We start from the raw sequence: 19,778 nt of genomic DNA, 5'->3' as shown, positions 1-19,778 counted from the left end.
TTATTTTATGATTCTGTTTCTATTTTGCTTAATAAAACTTAATTCTGGACAAATAATGCGGAAACATTTCGCGCCATACGGGCCAATCGTGCTCTCGATCTTGTCTGATATCCAACCAATGCGGAATGTTTCTTTGGGAAAGTATTTTACTGAGTTTTAAATTAGCATCAAAGCAAATATCCCAATTTGAGGTTCCCAGTATAATATCCATGTTCCACAATTCTCCATCGTTTAAGCCGTGAAGATAATCTTCGGGACTATTGTAAAATACATTGTCATCCCAATGATCATCCATAAAACTTTTGATGGAAAACGCACCGCTTAATGAAAACATATGACTAACATAACCGGGATGTTTGAAAGCAAAATTAGCGGCATGATAGCCTCCAAAGCTGCAACCTGCGACTGCCACTTTACCGGAATAGGTGTTGTTTTTGACTTTCTCTACAATTTCATGACAAATCATTTTATCATACCAGACATGATTTTGTATGCGATGCATCGGATGAATGCTCTTGTTGTAAAAGCTGTGTTTGTCGATACTATCCGGACAAAATATTTGCACGAGACCTTGCTCTATGTACCAACGGGCACTTTCAATTAGGCCCTGGTCTCTGTTTTCATGAAAGCTTCCCATTGAGGTAGGGAAGAGTATAATAGGATAGCCGGCATGACCAAAGACCAGCATTTCTATTTCACGACTTAAATTAGGTGAATACCATTTAAAATACTCCTCTTTCATAATCTTCTTTCTTTTAACAATTATAATGAAAAATCCATTGAATAATCTGCAAAACTTTGAATCTAATCAATAATTATGATATCATTTTTATTGATTATTAGTTTTTGAAAATTCTCTAAAAAAAGAAAGAAATACAAATACAGAATTTAATTATCTTTAAGATAACCCAAAGTGAAACATTGGGTTTGGCTGTCAAACAGTAGTTAAAATGACTAAACTGTTACCGTAAATGATCCATTTAGGGAGTTATATCAATCAATTGAATTTGATTTTTCAACCTTTCAATTAGCATATTCATCATGCGTTTGTTCAAATTAGAGGAATTTTGAATGTATTCCGCATACTCTTCTAAAGTAAAAAAGGCAATTACCATTCCTTTGAGAGAATTCCTGAATTTAATATCTCTTTGAATAACGTTTTCGATATAGGCCAATTTTTTTTCAGGATTCAAGCTAAAAAAAACATTTTTTTGTTTGACCGCGTAATTGATAAAAACCTGAACAAACAAGTCATTTTGCAATTTTAAAATAGGGCGTAGGGTTCGGTTTTGAAAAACTTCTTCAATAGAAGATTGTTGGTTGATGGTTCCTAAAATTTCCCCTCTTAACTCAAGAACAGTGTTGTCTCTGGCTTCCATAGGTAGTTTGTTAAAGTTTCAAATTACAGACAAAAAAACTTAACCCCTAATAGCGTTGTATGTGCTGTGCTATTAATACTTTAAATGTATAAAAAAACCTCTGTCGGAAAACAGAGGTTTTTTATAGTTATTAATAATCTATTGTTAATTAGTTATTTTGAAAACTACCTTACGAACTAAACGCTTGGCGTATTCAGAATTTTTATCTACTGAATTGTCAATTCCGTTTCCTTTGATATTTAATCTTGACGGACTGATACCGGCTTTAGTCAAGATAATTTTAACGTTTTCAGCACGGTCAGCAGAAAGTTTATTATTGTAAGCTGAACTTCCGATTTCATCGGCATAACCAACAATTTCAACAGATTTACCAGGATTGTTTTTCAAGTAATTCAAGATAAATCCGATGTTATCAGAAGAAGCAGGTGTTGGCATAGAACGATTAGAATCAAAATAAGCAGCAACATAACCATCATTAATTAATTGCTCAATCATACCTTGAGTAATGACACTGTTGTTATTGTTATTATTGTTGGTGATAGTATTGTCTATGTATTTTTCCAGTTCATCTGGAACACCATTGGTGTTTTTATCAATCATTCTTCCTTTAGTATCTACTGCAACTCCGGCAATTGAATTGTTTTCAACATCTAAATAATCCGGCACACCATCTTTATCAGTATCATTCATCAAGGTTTCAATTTCACCAATTCTACTGTTCAATTCTTTCATTTCTTTATCTTTCTTATCTTGGATAATTGCCCAATCGCCATGGATTTTTTCATTGCCGAATGAATAAGAAATTCCTAAAGAGGTCACGACCATTTGCCCTGATAAGTTATTAGTGTCTTCAGCATAAGAGCCATCCCAATTGAAATGTTGTCTGTAGTTGTTTAACACACTAAAATCACCAAAAATCGCTAATGAATTGGTAATTCTGAATTGAGGAGAGAAACCTACAACCAAACCTCCATTAAATTCTGTAATGTTGTAATTTTGATCTGCGGCTACAATATTTTTTGTTTTAGAAGTCATTCTTGACAATTGAAGACCACCGTGCAATAATAATCCGAAACGACCGGCTGCCTCTTCGATATTAAACAAACGAATAGCATTTACAACTCCCTGAAATCCCATGCGGTATTGCACCATTTTAAAATCTAAACTACCGCTACCGGGTTGGTTGTTGAATTCTTCATAGTTCAAATCGGCTTTAACCCCAAATTTTGGACTAATCATGTAACGACCTGCAACGCCAAAACTGTTGGCTTGTAATCTTCCGAAGAATTTTTCAGGGTTACTGGAATAATAACCATCAGCATATGGTCTAACTCCTTTACCTTGACCCACAGAAACTTCAATAGACCATTTGTTGTAACTGTCTCCAAGAACTCCTGTAGTGTCAACCGCAACCTGAGCAACGGTAGAAAAAACAGATAAAAATGCAAGTAATAATAGTAGGCCTTTTTTCATATTTAAAATATTAGTGTACTAAATAAATGTTAAAAACAATGCAAATATAGACGTTTACAATTAATAATCAACTTTTTTGCATATTAAAAAAGGCTTGTTTTCAGGAGTGTAATTATAATTTACGCTATGAAAACGATTTCGGTTAAGGATATATTAAATAGGTATTTTGAAGTGATATATAATGTAATTTTGATTAAAAATAAAAAGACAAATGAGATTTCACACCAGAAAATGGGTTAAACCCGAAGATTTAAATCCAAACAGCACTTTATTCGGCGGTCGATTGTTGGCTTGGATTGATGAGGAATTGGCTTTGTATTCCATTATTCAATTGGAAAACCCAAAAATAGTGACCAAGCACATGTCGGAAATCAATTTCAGAAGTTCAGCCAAACAAGGCGATATAGTTGAAATTGGAATTGATGTTGTGAAGTTTGGTAAGTCTTCCATAACATTAACTTGTCAAGTAAGAAATATGATGACTCGTGAAATCATCATTACGATTGATACCATTACTATGGTTAGTCTGGGAATTGACGGAAAACCAAAACCTCACGGTAAAACACAAATTGAATATGTACAAGACCGACTGTAAGGAGCTAGTCTACAAAGTCACTTTTCCCTGATGGCATTTCATATACTTCTAAATCAAAATATGGTATAGAAGCGAAGATGTGGTCAAATATATCCGCCATAATGTATTCATAGTTTTCAAACCTTTTGTCGTTTGAAAAGGTGTAAATTTCCAGCGGTATGCCTTGTGGTGTTGGCTGTAGCTGACGACAAAGTAATATCATATCTTTATTCAAACCCGGATACTGACTCAAATATTGGGTAATGTATTTTCGAAACAGCCCGAAATTTGTCATATTTCTACCGTTAATCAACAAACTTTTATCGATTTCATGAGTAGTGTTGAACTTGTTGATTTCTGATTGTCGGTGATCAATATACTTGGTGATCAATTGAATTTTTTTCAATTCCTGCAATTCCGTTTCTTTCAAAAAACGAATACTTTGGGCTTTAATCAGAATGTGCCTTTTAATTCTTCTTCCTTGAGAATCTAACATACCGCGCCAGTTTCTGAAGGAATCAGAAATCAAGCTGTAGGTTGGAATAGTGGTGGTAGTATTGTCGAAATTGCGCACTTTAACCGTGGCCAAATTGATCTCAATAACATCACCATCAGCACCAAACTTGTCAAATGTTATCCAATCGCCAATCCGAACCATGTCATTTAAAGATACTTGTACACTGGCGACAAACCCTAAAATAGTATCTCTGAAAATCAAAATGATAATCGCCGAAACCGCTCCGAATGTTCCCAACATAGCATTAGTACTAATGTCGAATATCTTGGAAACAATTATGATAAACCCAAAAATCCAGAGTACAATCATAATGACCTGAATATAACTGTCTATGGGTTTATCACTGAAAGACGGATTGGTTTTTAAGTGATCACGAAATGCATGTAAAATGGTTTTAATAATCCACAAACTCAAAAGAACGATATAAATGGCAATCAGTTTTCCGAAAATCCCTTCCCAATACACAAAGTTTTGCAGTATAATCGGAACCGATTTGTATACAAACAACAGCGGAATTAAATGCGAAATGTATTTAGCCGTTTTGTTGGAAACCAATAAATCGTCGAATCTTGTTTTGGTTCTTCGGGCAATGATAATTAATGCTCTAACCAACACATATCTGAAAACCGTAAAAATGAGATAAGCTATAATGGTTAAAACAATAATATTAATAGTCAAGCTCAAATAGGACGATAAAGTTTCGCCAAAGTCCCATTTTTTGAACATCGGATAACTCCAGCTGAATATTTTGGCAACAATTTTATGCATTTTTCACATATTTTTTCTCTACATAAAAAGTAGCAAAAGGCAGTAGAGAAGCCAACTGAACAATTATAAAATCTTTAAAACTCCATTTTTGTTCCTTGCGAATTAGTAGCGCCAGAAGCACATAACCTATAAACAACACACCATGTGCCATCCCAACCGGAAACAGCAAGGTTTTGTATAAAGTTAAATTGTTTGGTTTAATAACTAACATATTGAAGAATAAAACCAAATAGGAAATCCCTTCGGCGATGGCAACGAACTTGAAAAATTTTGTCATGATTATTAGCAATTTGCCACAAAATTAAGTAATAACATTTTAAACCACCTAAAAAGAGGTTACTTTTGTTTTTTTACCGATTATGAGCAAAAGAGATTTAAAAAAATATTTAGGTGAATTGTCAAAATCCCAACTCGAAGAACAACTCTTGGAGTTATATGACAAGTTTACAGATGTAAAAGTGTATTACGATTTTGTCTTCAATCCAAATGAAGAAAAATTGATTCGCGAGGCCAAAATCAAAATCTCCAACGAATACTTTCCGGTGAAAGGTAAAAAACCGAAAATGAGACGTTCAGTGGCTCAAAAGTTCATCAAACACTTTAAAACGCTTGGTGTTGATGTTTTCTTGGTAGCCGATTTAATGTTGTATAATATCGAAATCGCTCAAGCTTTATCAGCAGAAAAGACCATCAAACAAGTTATGTTTTACAAAAGCATGTTTATATCTTTCCATCAAGTTGTGGCTTATTTAATTGAACACAGCATTTTAAATGAGTTTTACGATAGAGTAGTGGCTGTTAAAGAAGAAGCCGTCAATCAAAATTGGTTCAATCAATATGACTTTACAGCAGTTACAGAGCGGTTCTAATATTAAGTTTTAGTTATTTCCATTTTAAATGATGCGATAACTCTTTTTTAGCTGTACTTTTGCAAAATTGTACAAATCGCTATGTCTCAAAAAGATTTTAAGGTTGAAATAGAAGATAAAAAGGAGCTTTACGACTACCAGAAGGGCGATATTGACAAAATTTTCGAGCGCTTAGATAATGCTCCAAGCAATTATCATTTGCTTTATCAATTGCCGACCGGTGGTGGCAAAACCGTAATCTTTTCTGAAATTGTGCGTCGGTATTTATCCAAACACAACAAAAAGGTAGTGGTGCTTACCCATCGTATTGAGCTTTGCAAACAAACTTCTAAAATGCTCAAAGGTTTTGAGGTAAAAAACAAAATCATCAACAGCAATATTAAAGAATTACCTGATCAAGACGAATATTCTTGCTTCGTCGCTATGGTTGAAACCCTTAAAAACCGATTAAACGACGAAAAATTGATGATTGACAATGTCGGTTTAGTCATTATTGATGAAGCACATTACAATTCATTTCGAAAACTTTTCAGCCAGTTCAAAAAATCTTTTATTTTAGGGGTTACTGCAACACCTTTAAGTTCAAATATTAAATTGCCGATGCATCAAAATTATGATGAGCTTATTGTTGGTGATACTATACAATCGTTGATTGACAACGGCTTTTTGGCAAAAGCAACAACCTACAGCTATGACGTTGGACTAACTTCTTTAAAAGTAGGCGTTAACGGAGATTATACGGTTAAATCTTCAGATGATTTGTATATGAATATGGTGATGCAAGAAAAATTATTGCATGCCTATACTGAAAAATCATTTGGGAAAAAGACTTTAATTTTTAATAACGGAATCAATACTTCCTTATATGTTTATGATACTTTTAAGGAAGCGGGATTTACCATCAGGCACCTTGATAATACCACTTCAACTGAGGACAGAAAAGAAATTTTGCAGTGGTTTAAGAAAACACCTGATGCAATACTGACCTCTGTTGGTATTTTAACCACCGGATTTGATGAGCCTACCGTAGAAAGTATCATTTTAAATCGCGCCACAAAATCGCTGACACTTTACTTTCAAATGATTGGTAGAGGTTCTCGAAAATTACCCAATAAAAATGAATTTACTGTAATCGATTTAGGAAACAATGCTTTGCGTTTCGGTTTGTGGAACGATCCGGTCGATTGGCAACATATTTTTAAATCGCCCGAATATTATTTGGAAAGCCTGCGTGACGATACCGAAATAGAATTCAATTTCAAATACACCATGCCGGATGCTATTCGCAAGATGTTTGCCAAAACAGCAGTTGTAACTATGGACATTGAAGAAGAGTTTAAGAAAGTTACAGCTCTTAATTTGCGTTCTAAAGAAGTTATAGATCGTTCTATTACTCAACATGCTGTAATGTGTGTGGATAACGCAGAAGATTTATACAACGCTAAATTGTTGTCAAAACTTTTAGCGGATGATATTGAAAGTCGGGTAAAGCGTTACGTTAATTGTTTGGGTAAAACCAGCAAAAATTATCGTGAATGGTTGATTGAAGATTATAAAACCAAACTTAGTTTAGCGATTGGCAAACGATATAGAGAATTATATTTGCAATAATCTAATTTAATTAAGTGTATATAAGTTGTTATATTACAATATTTTAAGATAAAAATTTGTTGTTTCATTTCACCATCACATTTTAAACTATAATTTATATTATGTAAAATAGAATGTTAAAGAAAAGCAATACAATTCTTCATTGATTTAGTTTTCAAATGTTTTTAACAATTGCCCTATCATGCCAAAAGCTTTAGTATTTTTGTTTAGGTTTTCTGCTATTAATACATAAAAAAAATGAGTAATTCTGTTGCTGAAAATATTGCCAATTTTTTAAAAGACTATCCGCCTTTTAATTATTTGCGTCACGACGAACTAATTCAAGTGGCCACCAGTATTAGCGTTGTTAGTTTAGACAAGCACAAAACCTTATTCAAAATTGACGATAAATTGCACGATAGTTTTTATGTGGTTGCTTCCGGCGTTGTCAATCTGGCTGTTATTGCAGATGCTGAAGAAACTTTACTCAATAAATGTTATGCCGGAGATGTTTTCGGCTTACGACCCTTTTTTGCCAAAAACAATTACATGATGACGGCAAAAGCACGTGAAGACAGTATTGTTTACGCCATTCCTATTGCTGTTTTCAAACCTTTTGTAGCGCAAAATCCACAAGTGCTCGATTTTTTATTGGAAAGTTTTGCGACCAATACCAGAAATCCATTTGATAAAGAAAATCGTGGAAAACTTATTACTGATAACGTTTACACTGAAAATCAATCCAATGAAATTCAGTATTTTCAATCTTTAACATACAATAAAACGCCGTTAAAAATTACTGGAACTATGGTAGTTAAAGATGTGGCACAACTAATGACTGAAAACCTCATAGATAGTGCTGTAATCATTAATCAAAATTGCCCTATCGGCATAGTAACCGATACTGATTTCAGAACAAAAATCGCAAACGGTCGGTTCCCTATTACAACGGCAGTCGACAAAATAATGTCGGCTCCTGTCATCACTGTTCCCGAAAATGTTTCGGTGGCGGAAGCGCAATTACTATTGCTAAAATACAATGTTAGTCATTTGTGTGTGACTGTTGATGGTTCTGATAAATCGGAAGTGAAAGGTATTATTTCCGAACACGATCTAATTGTTGCTCAAGCCAATAATCCGGGTGTTCTAATCAAAGAAATCAAACGCTCACTATCACCTAAAGAACTAAAATTAGTTCGTGAAAAATTAACCGACTTAATCCAAAGTTCAATTGCTAAGAATATTCCTTTGCCGCATATTTATAATATAACGGGAGAAATTATTACAGCTATCATCAAACGCTCGGTAGAATTAGCTATTTTGGATTTGGGTTCTCCTCCATCAAGATTTGCATGGCTTAGTATTGGAAGTCAAGGTAGAAAAGAACAGTTGCTGCTAACTGACCAAGACAGTATCCTGATTTTTGAAGATGTAGCACCGGAAAAATACCGTGACGTAAAAGACTATTTCTTGAAATTATCCAAAAGAACCACTGCCATTTTAGAAAAAGTCGGCTACCAATATTGTCCAAACGGTCACATGGCCAGCAATATGCTTTGGTGTAAATCTATGGGTGATTGGATCAAACAGTACAACAATTGGATGAAAATGCCCGGTGAAAAATCAAACGATATCAGCAGTATATTTTTTGATTATGAAATAGCCTTTGGTGAAGGAAAAATTGAAGACACTATTTCCGATTTAATTGCCGGCAACACTAAAAACAATGCCCTTTTCTTTGATTATTTGGGAAATGATGCTTTGCGTAAAAATCCGCCATTGAATTTTTTCAAAAAATTTAATGTTGAAGAAGAAGGAGAACATAAAGGCAAATTTGATATCAAAAGTAAAGGAATAATGCCTCTGGTTGATGGTGCTCGTCTTTTTGCTTTGAGTTTGAATTTACGCGGTATTAACAATACATATTCTCGATTCAAACAATTGGCTCTGGTTGATCCTAAGTTTTCTGAGATTTACTTGAATTGCGCCGATGCTTTCTTAATTTTGTCAAAGTTCAGAACTCTGGAAGGTTTAAAAACTGACAGTTCCGGTGATTTTATTGCCATTGAAGAACTAAGTAAAGTTGAACGTGAACGCCTCAAAAATGCTTTATCTCCTATGAGAGATTTGGAAGAACTGATTAAAGATAAATTTCAATTAACACAATTCTCATAATATGCTGGATTGGATTAAAAATATCAATAAGGAATATCCCGATTTTTGGAAAGCATATTTGGCTAAATTCGAGACCAAATCCAACCGCTATGTAATATTAAGCACTGAAACTACCGGTTTAAACCCTAAAAAAGATGTCATTTTATCCTTCGGTGCTTTCGGAGTTGTGAATGATGTTATTAAAATCGGGGACAATTTTGAAGTAGTCATATTGCAATATAAATATCTTCATGATAACGGCTTACCTAACGAGTTTTTAATCGAAAGTAAACTGCCTAAACTTGCCGAACCGCAAGCCATTCAGGCATTAGTAGAGTATATAGGCAATTCGATTTTGGTTGGTCATCGCATTCATTTTGATATTGAGCTCATCAATGAGGCTTTGGAAAAAATGTCGTGCAGCAAACTAAAAAATGAAGCGCTTGATATCGAAATTATGCATCAAAAATATCTGGATGTTACCAATAAATCATTTTCTATTGATGATATGATTAAACATTATAAATTACCATTAAGTGAAAAAAATTCGGCTTCCGATGACGCTTATGCCATTGGATTATTGTTTTTAAAACTAAAAAATTTATTAGGATTCAAATAAAAAACCCGGTTTAGAGCCGGGTTTTTCGTGATCTGTCAAAATCAAACAAAACAATAATCAAACTATTTTCTTATAAACATGTTGGTGTAATATTTTCTTCCGTTTTCCGGATTAATGCTAACTGATATTCCTAAGTGTGTGTAATCACCTTCAATGTTGGCTTTGTGTGATGGGCTGTTTAACCAAGCACTCATAGCACTCTCAGCAGTTTGATAGTTGTAAGCAATGTTCTCACCTACTTTTTCAGCATCCAGTACACGTACCAGATTGTCTGAACGTTGTTGAAAGTAATCGTGATTTACTACATTGTTATCAATCATGTAATAGTTGTGCTCTTGCGATTTGTAAGAGATGTGATTGATAACAGTTAAAGGCGATAATCCTTTGCTTTGACGATAGTTGTTAATTAGTACAACTAATTTTGATTCCGTTTCGTTGTAATTGTAGGAAGTTACAACTTGTTTGTCTTCAGCGCTTACTTCTGAGGAGTCAGAAGAACAAGATACCATAGTGAACACGATTGCTAACGGCAACAATGCTCTAAACATTTTTGCTTTCATAGTAGTAGGTTAAGTTTTTAATAAAGTAGATGTGGGGCAAACACTTTATTGATTAATAATGACAGAACGTATTGTTTGATTTGGTTAGACAATATTAGCTAAATCATCGTTTAAAACACAAATAAAATCGATGAAATACCTAAAATTGTAATTATTATAAGATATTTTCCTACTTATAAGCAGTTCGTCGATGTTTTTAAAGCATAAAAAAACCACTCGATTTGAGTGGTTATAATTTTACAAATGTTTTTACTAAGCCGATTTAAAAATTCTATTAATCGGTATTGAGTGACCTTGTTTGAGAATAACTCTTTGATCTGTGACAGCCCAAACAGTGGTTTCAACGACTTTTTTGGATTGGTTGTCTTCAAAATAAATCCTGATTTTGGAATGTTCCAAATTGCCTAGCGCCAAAGCCCTGTCTAAGTCGAACAGGCGTTGCTCAATTTCTTCGTGATTTTCTAAAACATCGTTTTGCGGAAAAGTAAGAAGCGGAATGTTTTCTTTCGAAATGACTTCAAAATTTGGTTTCATAGTACTAATTTTAAGTTAAGAAATAGATTTATGGGTAGAATAAAATTAATAAAATATATTTGCCTGACAAGAAATCAGCAAAAAAAACTATACTAAAATTGACTACAACTATCTCAAATTCAAATATTTCAGCAACAATTAATTCAACTGGTGCCGAACTCATCTCGCTCCAACATAAACATACCGAAAGAGAATATATTTGGGAAGGAAACCCCGAATTTTGGGGCAAGCACTCTCCTATTCTATTTCCTATTGTTGGTACTTTGAAGAACAACTCATACCATTATAATAACCAAAATTATTATCTGCCACGACACGGCTTTGCAAGAGACTTTGAATTCAAAATTATTGAACTACAATCCGATAAAGTAATTTTTTCTTTACAAGAAAGTCAGGAAACCTTAAAGCTTTTTCCGTTTAAATTTGAATTGCAACTTATTTATTCTCTGAATGAAAATGAACTCGTAGTAACATATATAGTTAAAAACAACAACAATACAACCATGCCGTATTGTATTGGAGGTCATCCTGCTTTTGCTTTGAAAAACCCTTTTTCTCAATATAGTCTGCATTTTGAAAGTGACGAAAGCCTACTCTGTTACAGTTTGCAAAGCGACTTGCTTACAAACAATACAAACATCCTATCACTTCAAAATAAGGTATTGCCACTAACCTACTCTTTATTCGAAAAAGATGCTTTGGTTTTTAAAAAGATGGTTTCTAAACAAATTCAACTTTTAGAAAACCACAAACCTATCCTGAATTTCAAATTCAATGATTTCCTGAATTTTGGTATTTGGACAAAAGTTGGCGCACCATTCGTTTGCCTCGAACCTTGGTTGGGTTATGCAGATACTGTCAATGCCAACGGAAACATTCTGGAAAAAGAAGGAATTCAATTGTTGCAAAGTAATACCAATAAAGAATTGTGTTTTAGCATAGAAATTCTATAAATTTACCGAAACGATTTTATGCTAACCATCAATTTTCATCCTTTTCAAAACCTTGAAACCGAACGGTTGTTATTGCGTCGAATTGACCAAAATGACGTCGAAGGAGTTTTAGCGCTTCGCGGTAATCCAGATATCATGAAATATATTCCCAGACCTTTGGCCAAAACCAAAGAGGAAGCTTTGGCGCATATTGCCATGATAGAAGAAAAAATTGAAAACAATACAGGCATCAATTGGGGAATTACCGTAAAAGGCAGCGATAAAATCATTGGAATCATTGGTCATTATCGCATCCAACCCGAAAACCATCGGGCGGAAATCGGCTATATGTTATTACCCGAATACAACGGAAAAGGTTACATCACCGAAGCCATAAAAGCAGTGGTCGAATACGGTTTCGAGCAAATGAATTTGCACTCCATAGAAGCCGTTATTGATCCCGGAAATACAGCTTCTGAAAAAGTGCTTCAAAAAAACGGTTTCGTCAAAGAAGCACACATACTCGAGAATGAATTGTGGGATGGCAAATTTTGGGATACCGTGATTTATTCGTTATTGCGAAGAAATTTCAAGAAATAAACTAGGGTTGTTCAAATTTAGGAAGTGTTTTAATGTAAAGCGCTTCCACTTGTTTTCGAGCCCATTCGGTCTTTCTTAAAAAAGTCAAACTCGATTTAATACTCGGGTCATGGCTGAAACATCTGATTTTAATCAATTCCCCTAAAGTATCAAATCCGTAATAAGCCACTAATTGCTCAACCATACGCTGCAAGGTAACGCCGTGTAACGGATTATTTGAATGTGGATTTTCCATGCCACAAAAGTAAAAATAAAAACCGCCTGTTACAACAACAGGCGGCTTAAACTCCGATTGAATCGGAAAGGACTTATAACTATAAAATTAAAACACAAATTTAAATCCGAAAGACAAAGGTGTCGTTAAATTTGGTGCACTTCCACCTAACGCACTAATATAAGCCGGATCAACTGAAGCTACATGTGCAATAGAAAAATTGTTAATCGTTGTTTTATCTCCTCCGTCAGGTTTGATAGTAGTAGAAGTAAAACTAGCTAAGTTATAAGAAAACTCAACACTAAAGTTTTTAGTTACAAAGTAGTCAAAACCGCCTGACATAGCCACTCCGAATTGATTTACTTTGGTGTCTGCTTCTTTTTCTTTTCCTGAGATAATAGGGGTTGCCAATTGTCCGAAGAAGTAGAAATTACCGGCTACATTCCAATACTTTCTTACCAATGGCTCAACCACTACTAAACTAGTATTGGCATTGGTAGTAGATCCTGTTTCTGATTTGATATTTATCATACCAACACCCGCACCAACCGTAACGGTTGGAGAAACGAAATAACCCACCAATGGTAGAACCGTTAAATTAGTGCCTTTAGTATCGCCTTCTTTTGTTTGTTGGTAGCCAAATTGAGAAGTAGCCCACCATGCGCCTTCTAATCCTTTACTTTTTTCTTGTGCTTGAGCAGTTAAACCAAAAAAAGCTAATCCTGCTACTAATAATAATTTTTTCATTTTGATTGTTAGTTTAAAATTATACCCCAAAATTAGGGGGAACAATTCCACTAAAAACTGATATAAATCATTGTTTAAACATTTTTTTTATTGATAATTTCACGCTTTTTACTCCCTAAATTTCCGCTTTTGTTTATACATTTGCCATCCCATGCTGAAAACCGTTAACATACTCAATAAGAGAGCTAAGTTTGATTACGAAATAATCGAAACTTACACGGCCGGTATTGTTTTAACCGGAACAGAAATTAAATCTATTCGATTAGGAAAAGCTAATATCACGGAAGGTTTTTGCGAATTTCATAACGGCGAATTGTTCGCCATCAATACCCAAATTGACGAATACCTTTACGGCAACCAATTCAACCACAAAGCCAAAAGCGAACGCAAATTGTTGCTCAATAAAAGAGAACTAAAAAAACTTGAAAGAAGTATCGACACGAAAGGCTTGACTATAATTCCGTTAAAATTGTTTACCAACGAAAAAGGCTTGGCCAAACTTGATATCGGACTTTGTCGTGGCAAGAAAACCTATGACAAACGCGAAAGTCTCAAAGAACAAGATGTTAAAAGAGATATTGACCGGATCAAAAAATCGTTTTAGTTCTTATCTTCTAACAAAGGAACAAAACGGAATTCCCCAAACTCATGCTTTTCAAACTGGGTTTCGTTTTTGCGAATCAGCATCGTCATAATTTGCTCGCCATCACCTAACGGAATCACCAACCTACCTCCTATTTTTAATTGTGCCATCAACGGCTTAGGAATAATTGGTGCGCCTGCAGTTACTATAATACTGTCGAAGGGAGCGTGATTTGGTAAACCTTTATAGCCATCGCCAAAAGATAAATGTTTTGGGCGAATGCCCATTTTGGGCAATAAAGCAGAAGTAATTTTGAAAAGTTCATTTTGTCTTTCCACCGAATATACTTTGGCACCCAAAGCCACCAAAACTGCCGTTTGATAACCCGAACCGGTTCCTATTTCCAGAATTTTATCGTCTTTTTTTACTTGCAACAGTTGGGTTTGAAAAGCTACTGTGTATGGTTGTGAAATGGTTTGTCCGGCCGCAATGGGAAAGGCTTTGTCTTGGTATGCAAAATCTTCAAAACCGGAATCCAAAAACAAATGCCGCGGAATTTTACGGATAGCCTCTAAAACACTTTTATCGGTAATTCCTTTTTCTTCTAACAGTTTAGCAAGTTGATTTCGAAGCCCTTGATGTTTGGCAGTATCTTTCAAAGTAGGTTCAGATTTATTTTGGTAAAAATAGAAGTAAAAATACCAAAATGCAAATACCAAATTTCAAATAAATGTCTAAAACTAAAATATCAAAATTCAAACAAGATATAGTAGTAATTACAAAATAAATCTTTTGCTATTTAATTATTGAATATTGAAGTTTACTTGGAATTTATTATTTGAGATTTGTATTTTAAAAAATTTGATTCATATTTGAAATTTGGTATTTGCATTTTGGTATTTGCTGTTTGAATTTGCTATTTTTGGTAAAATTTATCTCTATGCTCAAAGTTGGCGTTTTAGGTGCCGGTCACCTCGGAAAAATACACTTGCGTTTACTACAACAATCAGAAAAATATGAATTGGTTGGTTTTTATGATGAAAACGCAGCATATGCCGAAAAAATTGCGGCTGAGTTTGGTTACAAACGATTTGATACCATAGCCAAATTAATCCACGCTGTAGACGTAATCGATATTGTTACGCCTACGCTCTCTCACTACAAATGCGCTAAAGTTTCTATCAAATCGGGTAAACACGTTTTTATTGAAAAACCGATTGCTACAACTGTTGAAGAGGCCGAAGAAATTATAGCTTTAGCTAAAGAATATAAAGTGAAAGGTCAAGTTGGACATGTAGAAAGATTTAATCCTGCATTTATTGCCGTAAAAAATCAAATCGAAAATCCGATGTTTATTGAAACCCATCGCTTGGCCGAATTCAATCCCAGAGGCACCGATGTTCCAGTGGTTTTAGATTTGATGATACATGATATCGATGCCATTTTGAGTGTCGTAAAATCGAAGGTAAAATCAGTACACGCCAGCGGTGTATCGGTGTTGAGCCAATCTCCTGATATTGCCAACGCCAGAATCGAATTTGAAAGCGGTTGTGTAGCCAATATAACCTCAAGTCGCATTTCGATGAAAAACATGCGCAAGTCGCGTTTCTTCCAAAAAGACGCTTATATTTCAGTAGATTATTTAGACAAGATTTGTGAAGTAGTTAAAATGAAAGACGCGCCGGAAGTACCGGGTGATTTTGATATGATATTGCAAAATGCCGAAGGCGAAAAAAAGCAAATCTATTTCAACAATCCTGATGTAGCCCCTAATAATGCCATTTTGGATGAATTGGAAACTTTTGCCGATGCCATCAATAATAACACTACTCCAATAGTTACTTTAGAAGACGGAACCGAAGCTTTGCGCGTGGCGTATATGATTATTGATAGTATGGAGAGCAGATAAAAATGGTCTCAAGTTATAATCTTAAACTTGAAACCTTAAACTTGAAACAAACAAACTTATAATAATGAATACAATTGCTGTAATAGGCGCAGGAACAATGGGCAACGGAATTGCCCACACTTTTGCACAAAGCGGTTTTACCGTTAAATTAATTGATGTTTCCGAAAAATCATTGGAAAAAGGAATGGCTACGATTGCTGCTAACCTTGACCGAATGGTAACCAAAGGGACAATTACCGAACAAGACAAACACAAAACCATTGGCAACATCATTACTTATACCGACATCAAAGACGGTGTTGTGGGTTGTGATTTAGTAGTTGAAGCAGCTACTGAAAATGTTGGCCTGAAACTCAATATCTTCAAACAGTTGAGTGATATTTGCGACCATAACGTGATTTTAGCCACCAATACTTCTTCGATCTCTATCACGCAAATTGCGGCACAAGTTGTTCATCCGGAAAGAGTCATCGGAATGCACTTTATGAATCCGGTGCCGATCATGAAATTGGTGGAAATCATACGCGGGTACAATACTTCTGATGAAGTTACCAAAATCATCATGGATTTATCGGTGAAACTAGGTAAAACTCCAACAGAGGTTAACGATTATCCGGGCTTTGTGGCCAATAGAATTCTGATGCCGATGATCAACGAAAGTATAGAAACTTTATACAATGGCGTAGCCGGTGTAAGCGAAATTGATACCGTTATGAAACTGGGAATGGCACATCCGATGGGACCATTACAATTGGCTGATTTTATCGGATTAGATGTTTGTCTTTCTATTTTAAACGTCATGTACGACGGCTTCAAAAACCCAAAATACGCACCTTGCCCACTGTTAGTAAATATGGTCATGGCCGGAAAACTCGGTGTAAAATCAGGCGAGGGTTTCTATGACTATTCAGAATCGAAGAAAGCAGAGAAAGTTTCGAAGCAGTTTAATTAAAAGCCGTCAGCAATTAGCCGTTAGCATTTTAAATTTTGCTGACCGCTAATTGCTAATTGCTAAAAGCTACAGTATGAGCAAAATAATCCCTTTCAAAGCTGTTCGTCCAACGCCTGACAAGGTGGCTTTGGTGACTTGCCGAAACTACGATGATTACAGTTCGGCCGAGTTGGCTGCTTGGTTGAGTTTTAATCCGTATTCGTTTTTGCATGTCATTCATCCTGCGTACATGCATTCGCAAAAGATTACATTAGACAAACGCTTTAAAGGTGTCGCACACAAATACCAGGATTTCAAAGATGACGGGGTTTTTATGGAAGAAGAGAAAGCCGCTTTTTTTCTGTATGAAATAAAAACCAAAACCCAATCGTTTACGGGTATAGTTGCCGGAACTTCCATCGACGATTACAAAAATAATGTGATCAAAAAACACGAAGATACGTTGCAATATCGCGTGGAATATTTTAAGGATTATTTGCACCAAACGGGTTTCAATACCGAACCAGTTTTAATCACTTATCCCGATAATGAAACCTTGAATACTTGGATAGCCGAAAAGAAAAAAAGTACCCCAATTTATAATTATTCTACCACTAATAAAGAGCAACACCAACTCTGGAAAATAGAATCCGAAGCAGAAATCCATTGGTTAACAAAACAGTTTGAAAACATTCCTGAGTTATACATCGCCGATGGTCACCACCGCTCAGCTTCAGCGGAATTGTTATATGATGAGGACAAACATTTAGGCAATGAAAACCTAAACTATTTCATGAGTTTCCTAATTGCCGAAAGCAATGTCAAAATCTACGAATACAACCGTATCATTCGTGATTTGAATGGTTTTTCCATAGAAGATTTTCTCGAAAAACTCTCCGAAAACTTTATCATCAAAGACAAAGAACAAGAACTTTGGAAACCGCAAAGCAAGTTTGAATTTGGCATGTATCTCGATGGTAGTTTCTATGCTTTGTTTTACAAGCAAGAAAACAATCAACCTTCTATTTTAGAAAATTTAGACGCCCAAATTTTATACGACAAAGTCTTGCAACCGCTATTAGGCATAGAAGATTTGCGAAACGACGAACGCATCGAATACATTCCGGGAAAACAATCTATTTCAACCATTAAAGAATTGGTGGACGAAGGCGAATTTGAAGTGGGCTTTATGCTCTACCCTTCCGACATTTCGGAAATTAAAGCTTTGGCGGATAACCATTTGATCATGCCACCAAAAAGCACTTATATTGAACCGAAGTTTAGAAGTGGATTGATAGTATATGAACTTTAATTTGAAAATGAGTTAATTTGAAAATTTGAAAATGTCAATAGCACAAAACCTTCTCAATATAAAAGCTTCTCTCCCATCACACGTGACTTTGGTAGCGGTTTCCAAAACCAAACCGGTAGGCGATTTGATGGAAGCTTACAATGCCGGCCAACGGATTTTCGGGGAAAATAAAATCCAGGAAATGACCGAGAAATGGCAGCAAATGCCTAAGGATATCGAATGGCATATGATTGGCCATGTACAATCCAACAAAGTGAAATACATGGTGCCTTATGTAAAACTAATTCACGGTGTTGACAGTTTGAAATTGCTCAAAGAAATCAACCGTCAAGCAGTGCGTTGGAGAAAAAACATCAATTGTCTGTTGCAAATTCACATCGCCGAAGAAGAAACCAAATTTGGTTTAAATGATGAAGAACTCAACGCCCTACTGAATTCCGAAGAACTAAAAGAAATGCAAAACATCAAAATTGTCGGCCTAATGGGCATGGCTACCTTCACTGATAATGTGCAACAAATCGAAAAGGAATTCAAATACCTAAAGTCATTATTTGATAAATACCAACAACCGACAACCAACAACCAACAACTGACAACCCTATCCATGGGCATGAGCGGCGACTACCAACTAGCCATCGACTGCGGAAGCACCATGGTTCGAATTGGAAGTAGTATCTTTGGAAGCCGATAAAAAACTAATTACTATTCACTAATCACTAATCACTCGTTTGTACGCCATACTCGACATAGAAACCACCGGAGGCCAATTCAACGAAGAAGGCATCACTGAAATCGCCATCTACCAATTTGATGGTCATGAAGTGGTAGATCAGTTTATCAGTTTGGTCAATCCCGAAAAACCGATTCAGCCATTTGTGGTAAAATTGACCGGGATAAACAATGCGATGTTGCGTTCAGCCCCGAAATTTTATGAAGTGGCCAAACGCATTATTGAAATTACCGAAAACTGTATAGTAGTTGCACACAATGCCTCGTTTGACTACCGTATTTTGCGTACGGAATTCAGTCGACTAGGCTACGATTTTGTTCGACCAACACTTTGTACAGTTGAACTGTCTCAGAAACTCATCCCGGGACAACCTTCTTACAGTTTGGGAAAATTAGTTCGCTCGCTCGGGATTCCGGTTACGGATAGACATCGTGCCAGTGGCGATGCTTTAGCCACCGTAAAATTGTTCAAAATGATATTGGACAAAGATGTTTCCAAAGAGATTCTCATCAGCTTAATCAAGGCCGAAATTAAAAAAGGCTTATCGCCTAAATTGTTGGATATCGTAGAAAGCATGCCTACACGAACCGGTATTTACTATATCCATAACGAAAAAGGCGACCTAATTTACATTGGTAAAAGTAAAAACATTAAAAAGCGCATCAACCAACATTTTACGGGAACTTCGGGCAAAAGCAAAAAAATCCAGCGCGATGTATTTGCAGTAACTTATGAAGAAACCGGCAGTGAATTAATTGGATTGCTAAAAGAAAGTGAAGAAAT

At 35.3% G+C, this 19,778-nt stretch carries 23 protein-coding genes; 13 read left to right on the top strand and 10 right to left on the bottom strand.

Going from position 1 to position 19,778, the window contains the following annotated elements:
• Positions 1–28: 28 nt before the first annotated feature.
• From ACIQ32_RS01890 to ACIQ32_RS01880, 3 genes are all read right to left on the bottom strand, one after another.
• Positions 29–742: an esterase family protein gene (locus ACIQ32_RS01890; protein ID WP_396193964.1), complete on the bottom strand. Its 714-nt coding sequence runs from the start codon at positions 740–742 to the stop codon at positions 29–31.
• A 238-nt stretch (positions 743–980) separates the two neighbouring features.
• On the bottom strand, positions 981–1,379 hold the full coding sequence (locus ACIQ32_RS01885; RefSeq protein ID WP_396193963.1) for a glyoxalase: 399 nt from the start codon (positions 1,377–1,379) through the stop codon (positions 981–983).
• A 144-nt stretch (positions 1,380–1,523) separates the two neighbouring features.
• The gene (locus ACIQ32_RS01880; RefSeq protein ID WP_396193962.1) at positions 1,524–2,852 is read right to left on the bottom strand and encodes an OmpA family protein; all 1,329 of its coding nucleotides are present in this window, start codon (positions 2,850–2,852) and stop codon (positions 1,524–1,526) included.
• Between the two features lie 211 nt (positions 2,853–3,063).
• Between ACIQ32_RS01880 and ACIQ32_RS01875 the strand changes: the two genes are divergently transcribed.
• Complete coding sequence (locus ACIQ32_RS01875) at positions 3,064–3,447, top strand: acyl-CoA thioesterase (protein ID WP_396193961.1); 384 nt, start codon at positions 3,064–3,066, stop codon at positions 3,445–3,447.
• 4 nt (positions 3,448–3,451) lie between these two features.
• Here the strand turns inward: ACIQ32_RS01875 and ACIQ32_RS01870 are convergent, their stop codons facing one another.
• Positions 3,452–4,711, bottom strand: a complete 1,260-nt coding sequence (locus ACIQ32_RS01870; protein WP_396193960.1) for a mechanosensitive ion channel family protein — start codon at positions 4,709–4,711, stop codon at positions 3,452–3,454.
• Positions 4,704–4,988 carry a DUF3817 domain-containing protein gene (locus ACIQ32_RS01865; RefSeq protein WP_396193959.1) on the bottom strand — a complete coding sequence of 95 codons (285 nt, stop codon included), beginning with the start codon at positions 4,986–4,988 and terminating at the stop codon, positions 4,704–4,706. Before ACIQ32_RS01865 ends, ACIQ32_RS01870 begins: the two co-directional genes overlap by 8 nt.
• Positions 4,989–5,070: 82 nt before the next feature.
• Here ACIQ32_RS01865 and ACIQ32_RS01860 point away from each other — a divergent pair, with 82 nt between their 5' ends.
• The 4 genes from ACIQ32_RS01860 (at position 5,071) to ACIQ32_RS01845 (ending at position 9,943) form a co-directional block, all read left to right on the top strand.
• Complete coding sequence (locus tag ACIQ32_RS01860) at positions 5,071–5,580, top strand: DUF6155 family protein (RefSeq protein ID WP_396193958.1); 510 nt, start codon at positions 5,071–5,073, stop codon at positions 5,578–5,580.
• 81 nt (positions 5,581–5,661) lie between these two features.
• Positions 5,662–7,191, top strand: coding sequence for a DEAD/DEAH box helicase (locus ACIQ32_RS01855; protein ID WP_396193957.1), 1,530 nt, complete (start codon positions 5,662–5,664; stop codon positions 7,189–7,191).
• Between the two features lie 237 nt (positions 7,192–7,428).
• Positions 7,429–9,345 (top strand): DUF294 nucleotidyltransferase-like domain-containing protein, encoded by a 1,917-nt coding sequence (locus ACIQ32_RS01850; protein WP_396193956.1) that lies wholly within the window; start codon positions 7,429–7,431, stop codon positions 9,343–9,345.
• A 1-nt stretch (position 9,346) separates the two neighbouring features.
• Positions 9,347–9,943 (top strand): 3'-5' exonuclease, encoded by a 597-nt coding sequence (locus ACIQ32_RS01845; protein ID WP_396193955.1) that lies wholly within the window; start codon positions 9,347–9,349, stop codon positions 9,941–9,943.
• A gap of 62 nt (positions 9,944–10,005) precedes the next feature.
• On the opposite strand, the gene ACIQ32_RS01840 is transcribed toward ACIQ32_RS01845, so the two are convergent.
• Both ACIQ32_RS01840 and ACIQ32_RS01835 read right to left on the bottom strand, forming a co-directional pair.
• On the bottom strand, positions 10,006–10,503 hold the full coding sequence (locus tag ACIQ32_RS01840; protein ID WP_396193954.1) for a CAP domain-containing protein: 498 nt from the start codon (positions 10,501–10,503) through the stop codon (positions 10,006–10,008).
• Between the two features lie 252 nt (positions 10,504–10,755).
• Positions 10,756–11,037, bottom strand: a complete 282-nt coding sequence (locus tag ACIQ32_RS01835; protein WP_396193953.1) for a hypothetical protein — start codon at positions 11,035–11,037, stop codon at positions 10,756–10,758.
• A gap of 98 nt (positions 11,038–11,135) precedes the next feature.
• Here ACIQ32_RS01835 and ACIQ32_RS01830 point away from each other — a divergent pair, with 98 nt between their 5' ends.
• Together ACIQ32_RS01830 and ACIQ32_RS01825 are read left to right on the top strand one after the other, a co-directional pair.
• The gene (locus tag ACIQ32_RS01830) at positions 11,136–11,990 is read left to right on the top strand and encodes an aldose 1-epimerase family protein (protein WP_396193952.1); all 855 of its coding nucleotides are present in this window, start codon (positions 11,136–11,138) and stop codon (positions 11,988–11,990) included.
• 18 nt (positions 11,991–12,008) lie between these two features.
• Positions 12,009–12,569 carry a GNAT family N-acetyltransferase gene (locus ACIQ32_RS01825; RefSeq protein WP_396193951.1) on the top strand — a complete coding sequence of 187 codons (561 nt, stop codon included), beginning with the start codon at positions 12,009–12,011 and terminating at the stop codon, positions 12,567–12,569.
• A gap of 1 nt (position 12,570) precedes the next feature.
• On the opposite strand, the gene ACIQ32_RS01820 is transcribed toward ACIQ32_RS01825, so the two are convergent.
• Together ACIQ32_RS01820 and ACIQ32_RS01815 are read right to left on the bottom strand one after the other, a co-directional pair.
• Complete coding sequence (locus ACIQ32_RS01820) at positions 12,571–12,804, bottom strand: VF530 family DNA-binding protein (RefSeq protein ID WP_396193950.1); 234 nt, start codon at positions 12,802–12,804, stop codon at positions 12,571–12,573.
• A gap of 87 nt (positions 12,805–12,891) precedes the next feature.
• A complete protein-coding gene (locus ACIQ32_RS01815) occupies positions 12,892–13,530 on the bottom strand; it encodes an outer membrane beta-barrel protein (RefSeq protein ID WP_396193949.1) in 639 nt (212 codons plus the stop codon).
• 151 nt (positions 13,531–13,681) lie between these two features.
• On the opposite strand from ACIQ32_RS01815, the gene smpB reads away from it, so the two are divergent.
• Positions 13,682–14,134 carry an SsrA-binding protein SmpB gene (gene smpB / locus ACIQ32_RS01810; RefSeq protein WP_396193948.1) on the top strand — a complete coding sequence of 151 codons (453 nt, stop codon included), beginning with the start codon at positions 13,682–13,684 and terminating at the stop codon, positions 14,132–14,134.
• On the opposite strand, the gene ACIQ32_RS01805 is transcribed toward smpB, so the two are convergent.
• The gene (locus ACIQ32_RS01805) at positions 14,131–14,772 is read right to left on the bottom strand and encodes a protein-L-isoaspartate(D-aspartate) O-methyltransferase (protein ID WP_396193947.1); all 642 of its coding nucleotides are present in this window, start codon (positions 14,770–14,772) and stop codon (positions 14,131–14,133) included. The genes smpB and ACIQ32_RS01805 overlap by 4 nt on opposite strands.
• A gap of 281 nt (positions 14,773–15,053) precedes the next feature.
• Here ACIQ32_RS01805 and ACIQ32_RS01800 point away from each other — a divergent pair, with 281 nt between their 5' ends.
• From ACIQ32_RS01800 to ACIQ32_RS01780, 5 genes are all read left to right on the top strand, one after another.
• Positions 15,054–16,022: a Gfo/Idh/MocA family protein gene (locus tag ACIQ32_RS01800; protein WP_396193946.1), complete on the top strand. Its 969-nt coding sequence runs from the start codon at positions 15,054–15,056 to the stop codon at positions 16,020–16,022.
• 64 nt (positions 16,023–16,086) lie between these two features.
• Positions 16,087–16,974: a 3-hydroxyacyl-CoA dehydrogenase family protein gene (locus ACIQ32_RS01795; RefSeq protein ID WP_396193945.1), complete on the top strand. Its 888-nt coding sequence runs from the start codon at positions 16,087–16,089 to the stop codon at positions 16,972–16,974.
• Positions 16,975–17,047: 73 nt separating this feature from the next.
• Positions 17,048–18,265, top strand: a complete 1,218-nt coding sequence (locus ACIQ32_RS01790; protein ID WP_396193944.1) for a DUF1015 domain-containing protein — start codon at positions 17,048–17,050, stop codon at positions 18,263–18,265.
• Between the two features lie 31 nt (positions 18,266–18,296).
• Positions 18,297–18,956, top strand: a complete 660-nt coding sequence (locus ACIQ32_RS01785) for a YggS family pyridoxal phosphate-dependent enzyme (protein ID WP_396193943.1) — start codon at positions 18,297–18,299, stop codon at positions 18,954–18,956.
• A gap of 37 nt (positions 18,957–18,993) precedes the next feature.
• A partial coding sequence (locus ACIQ32_RS01780) for an exonuclease domain-containing protein (protein ID WP_396193942.1) occupies positions 18,994–19,778 on the top strand: 785 nt, incomplete at its 3' end.

Source organism: Flavobacterium sp., assembly GCF_044373165.1.
Taxonomy (GTDB): Bacteria; Bacteroidota; Bacteroidia; order Flavobacteriales; family Flavobacteriaceae; genus Flavobacterium.
Note: the sequence above shows the minus strand (reverse complement) of the source record. Positions and strands in the feature narration are given on the sequence as shown.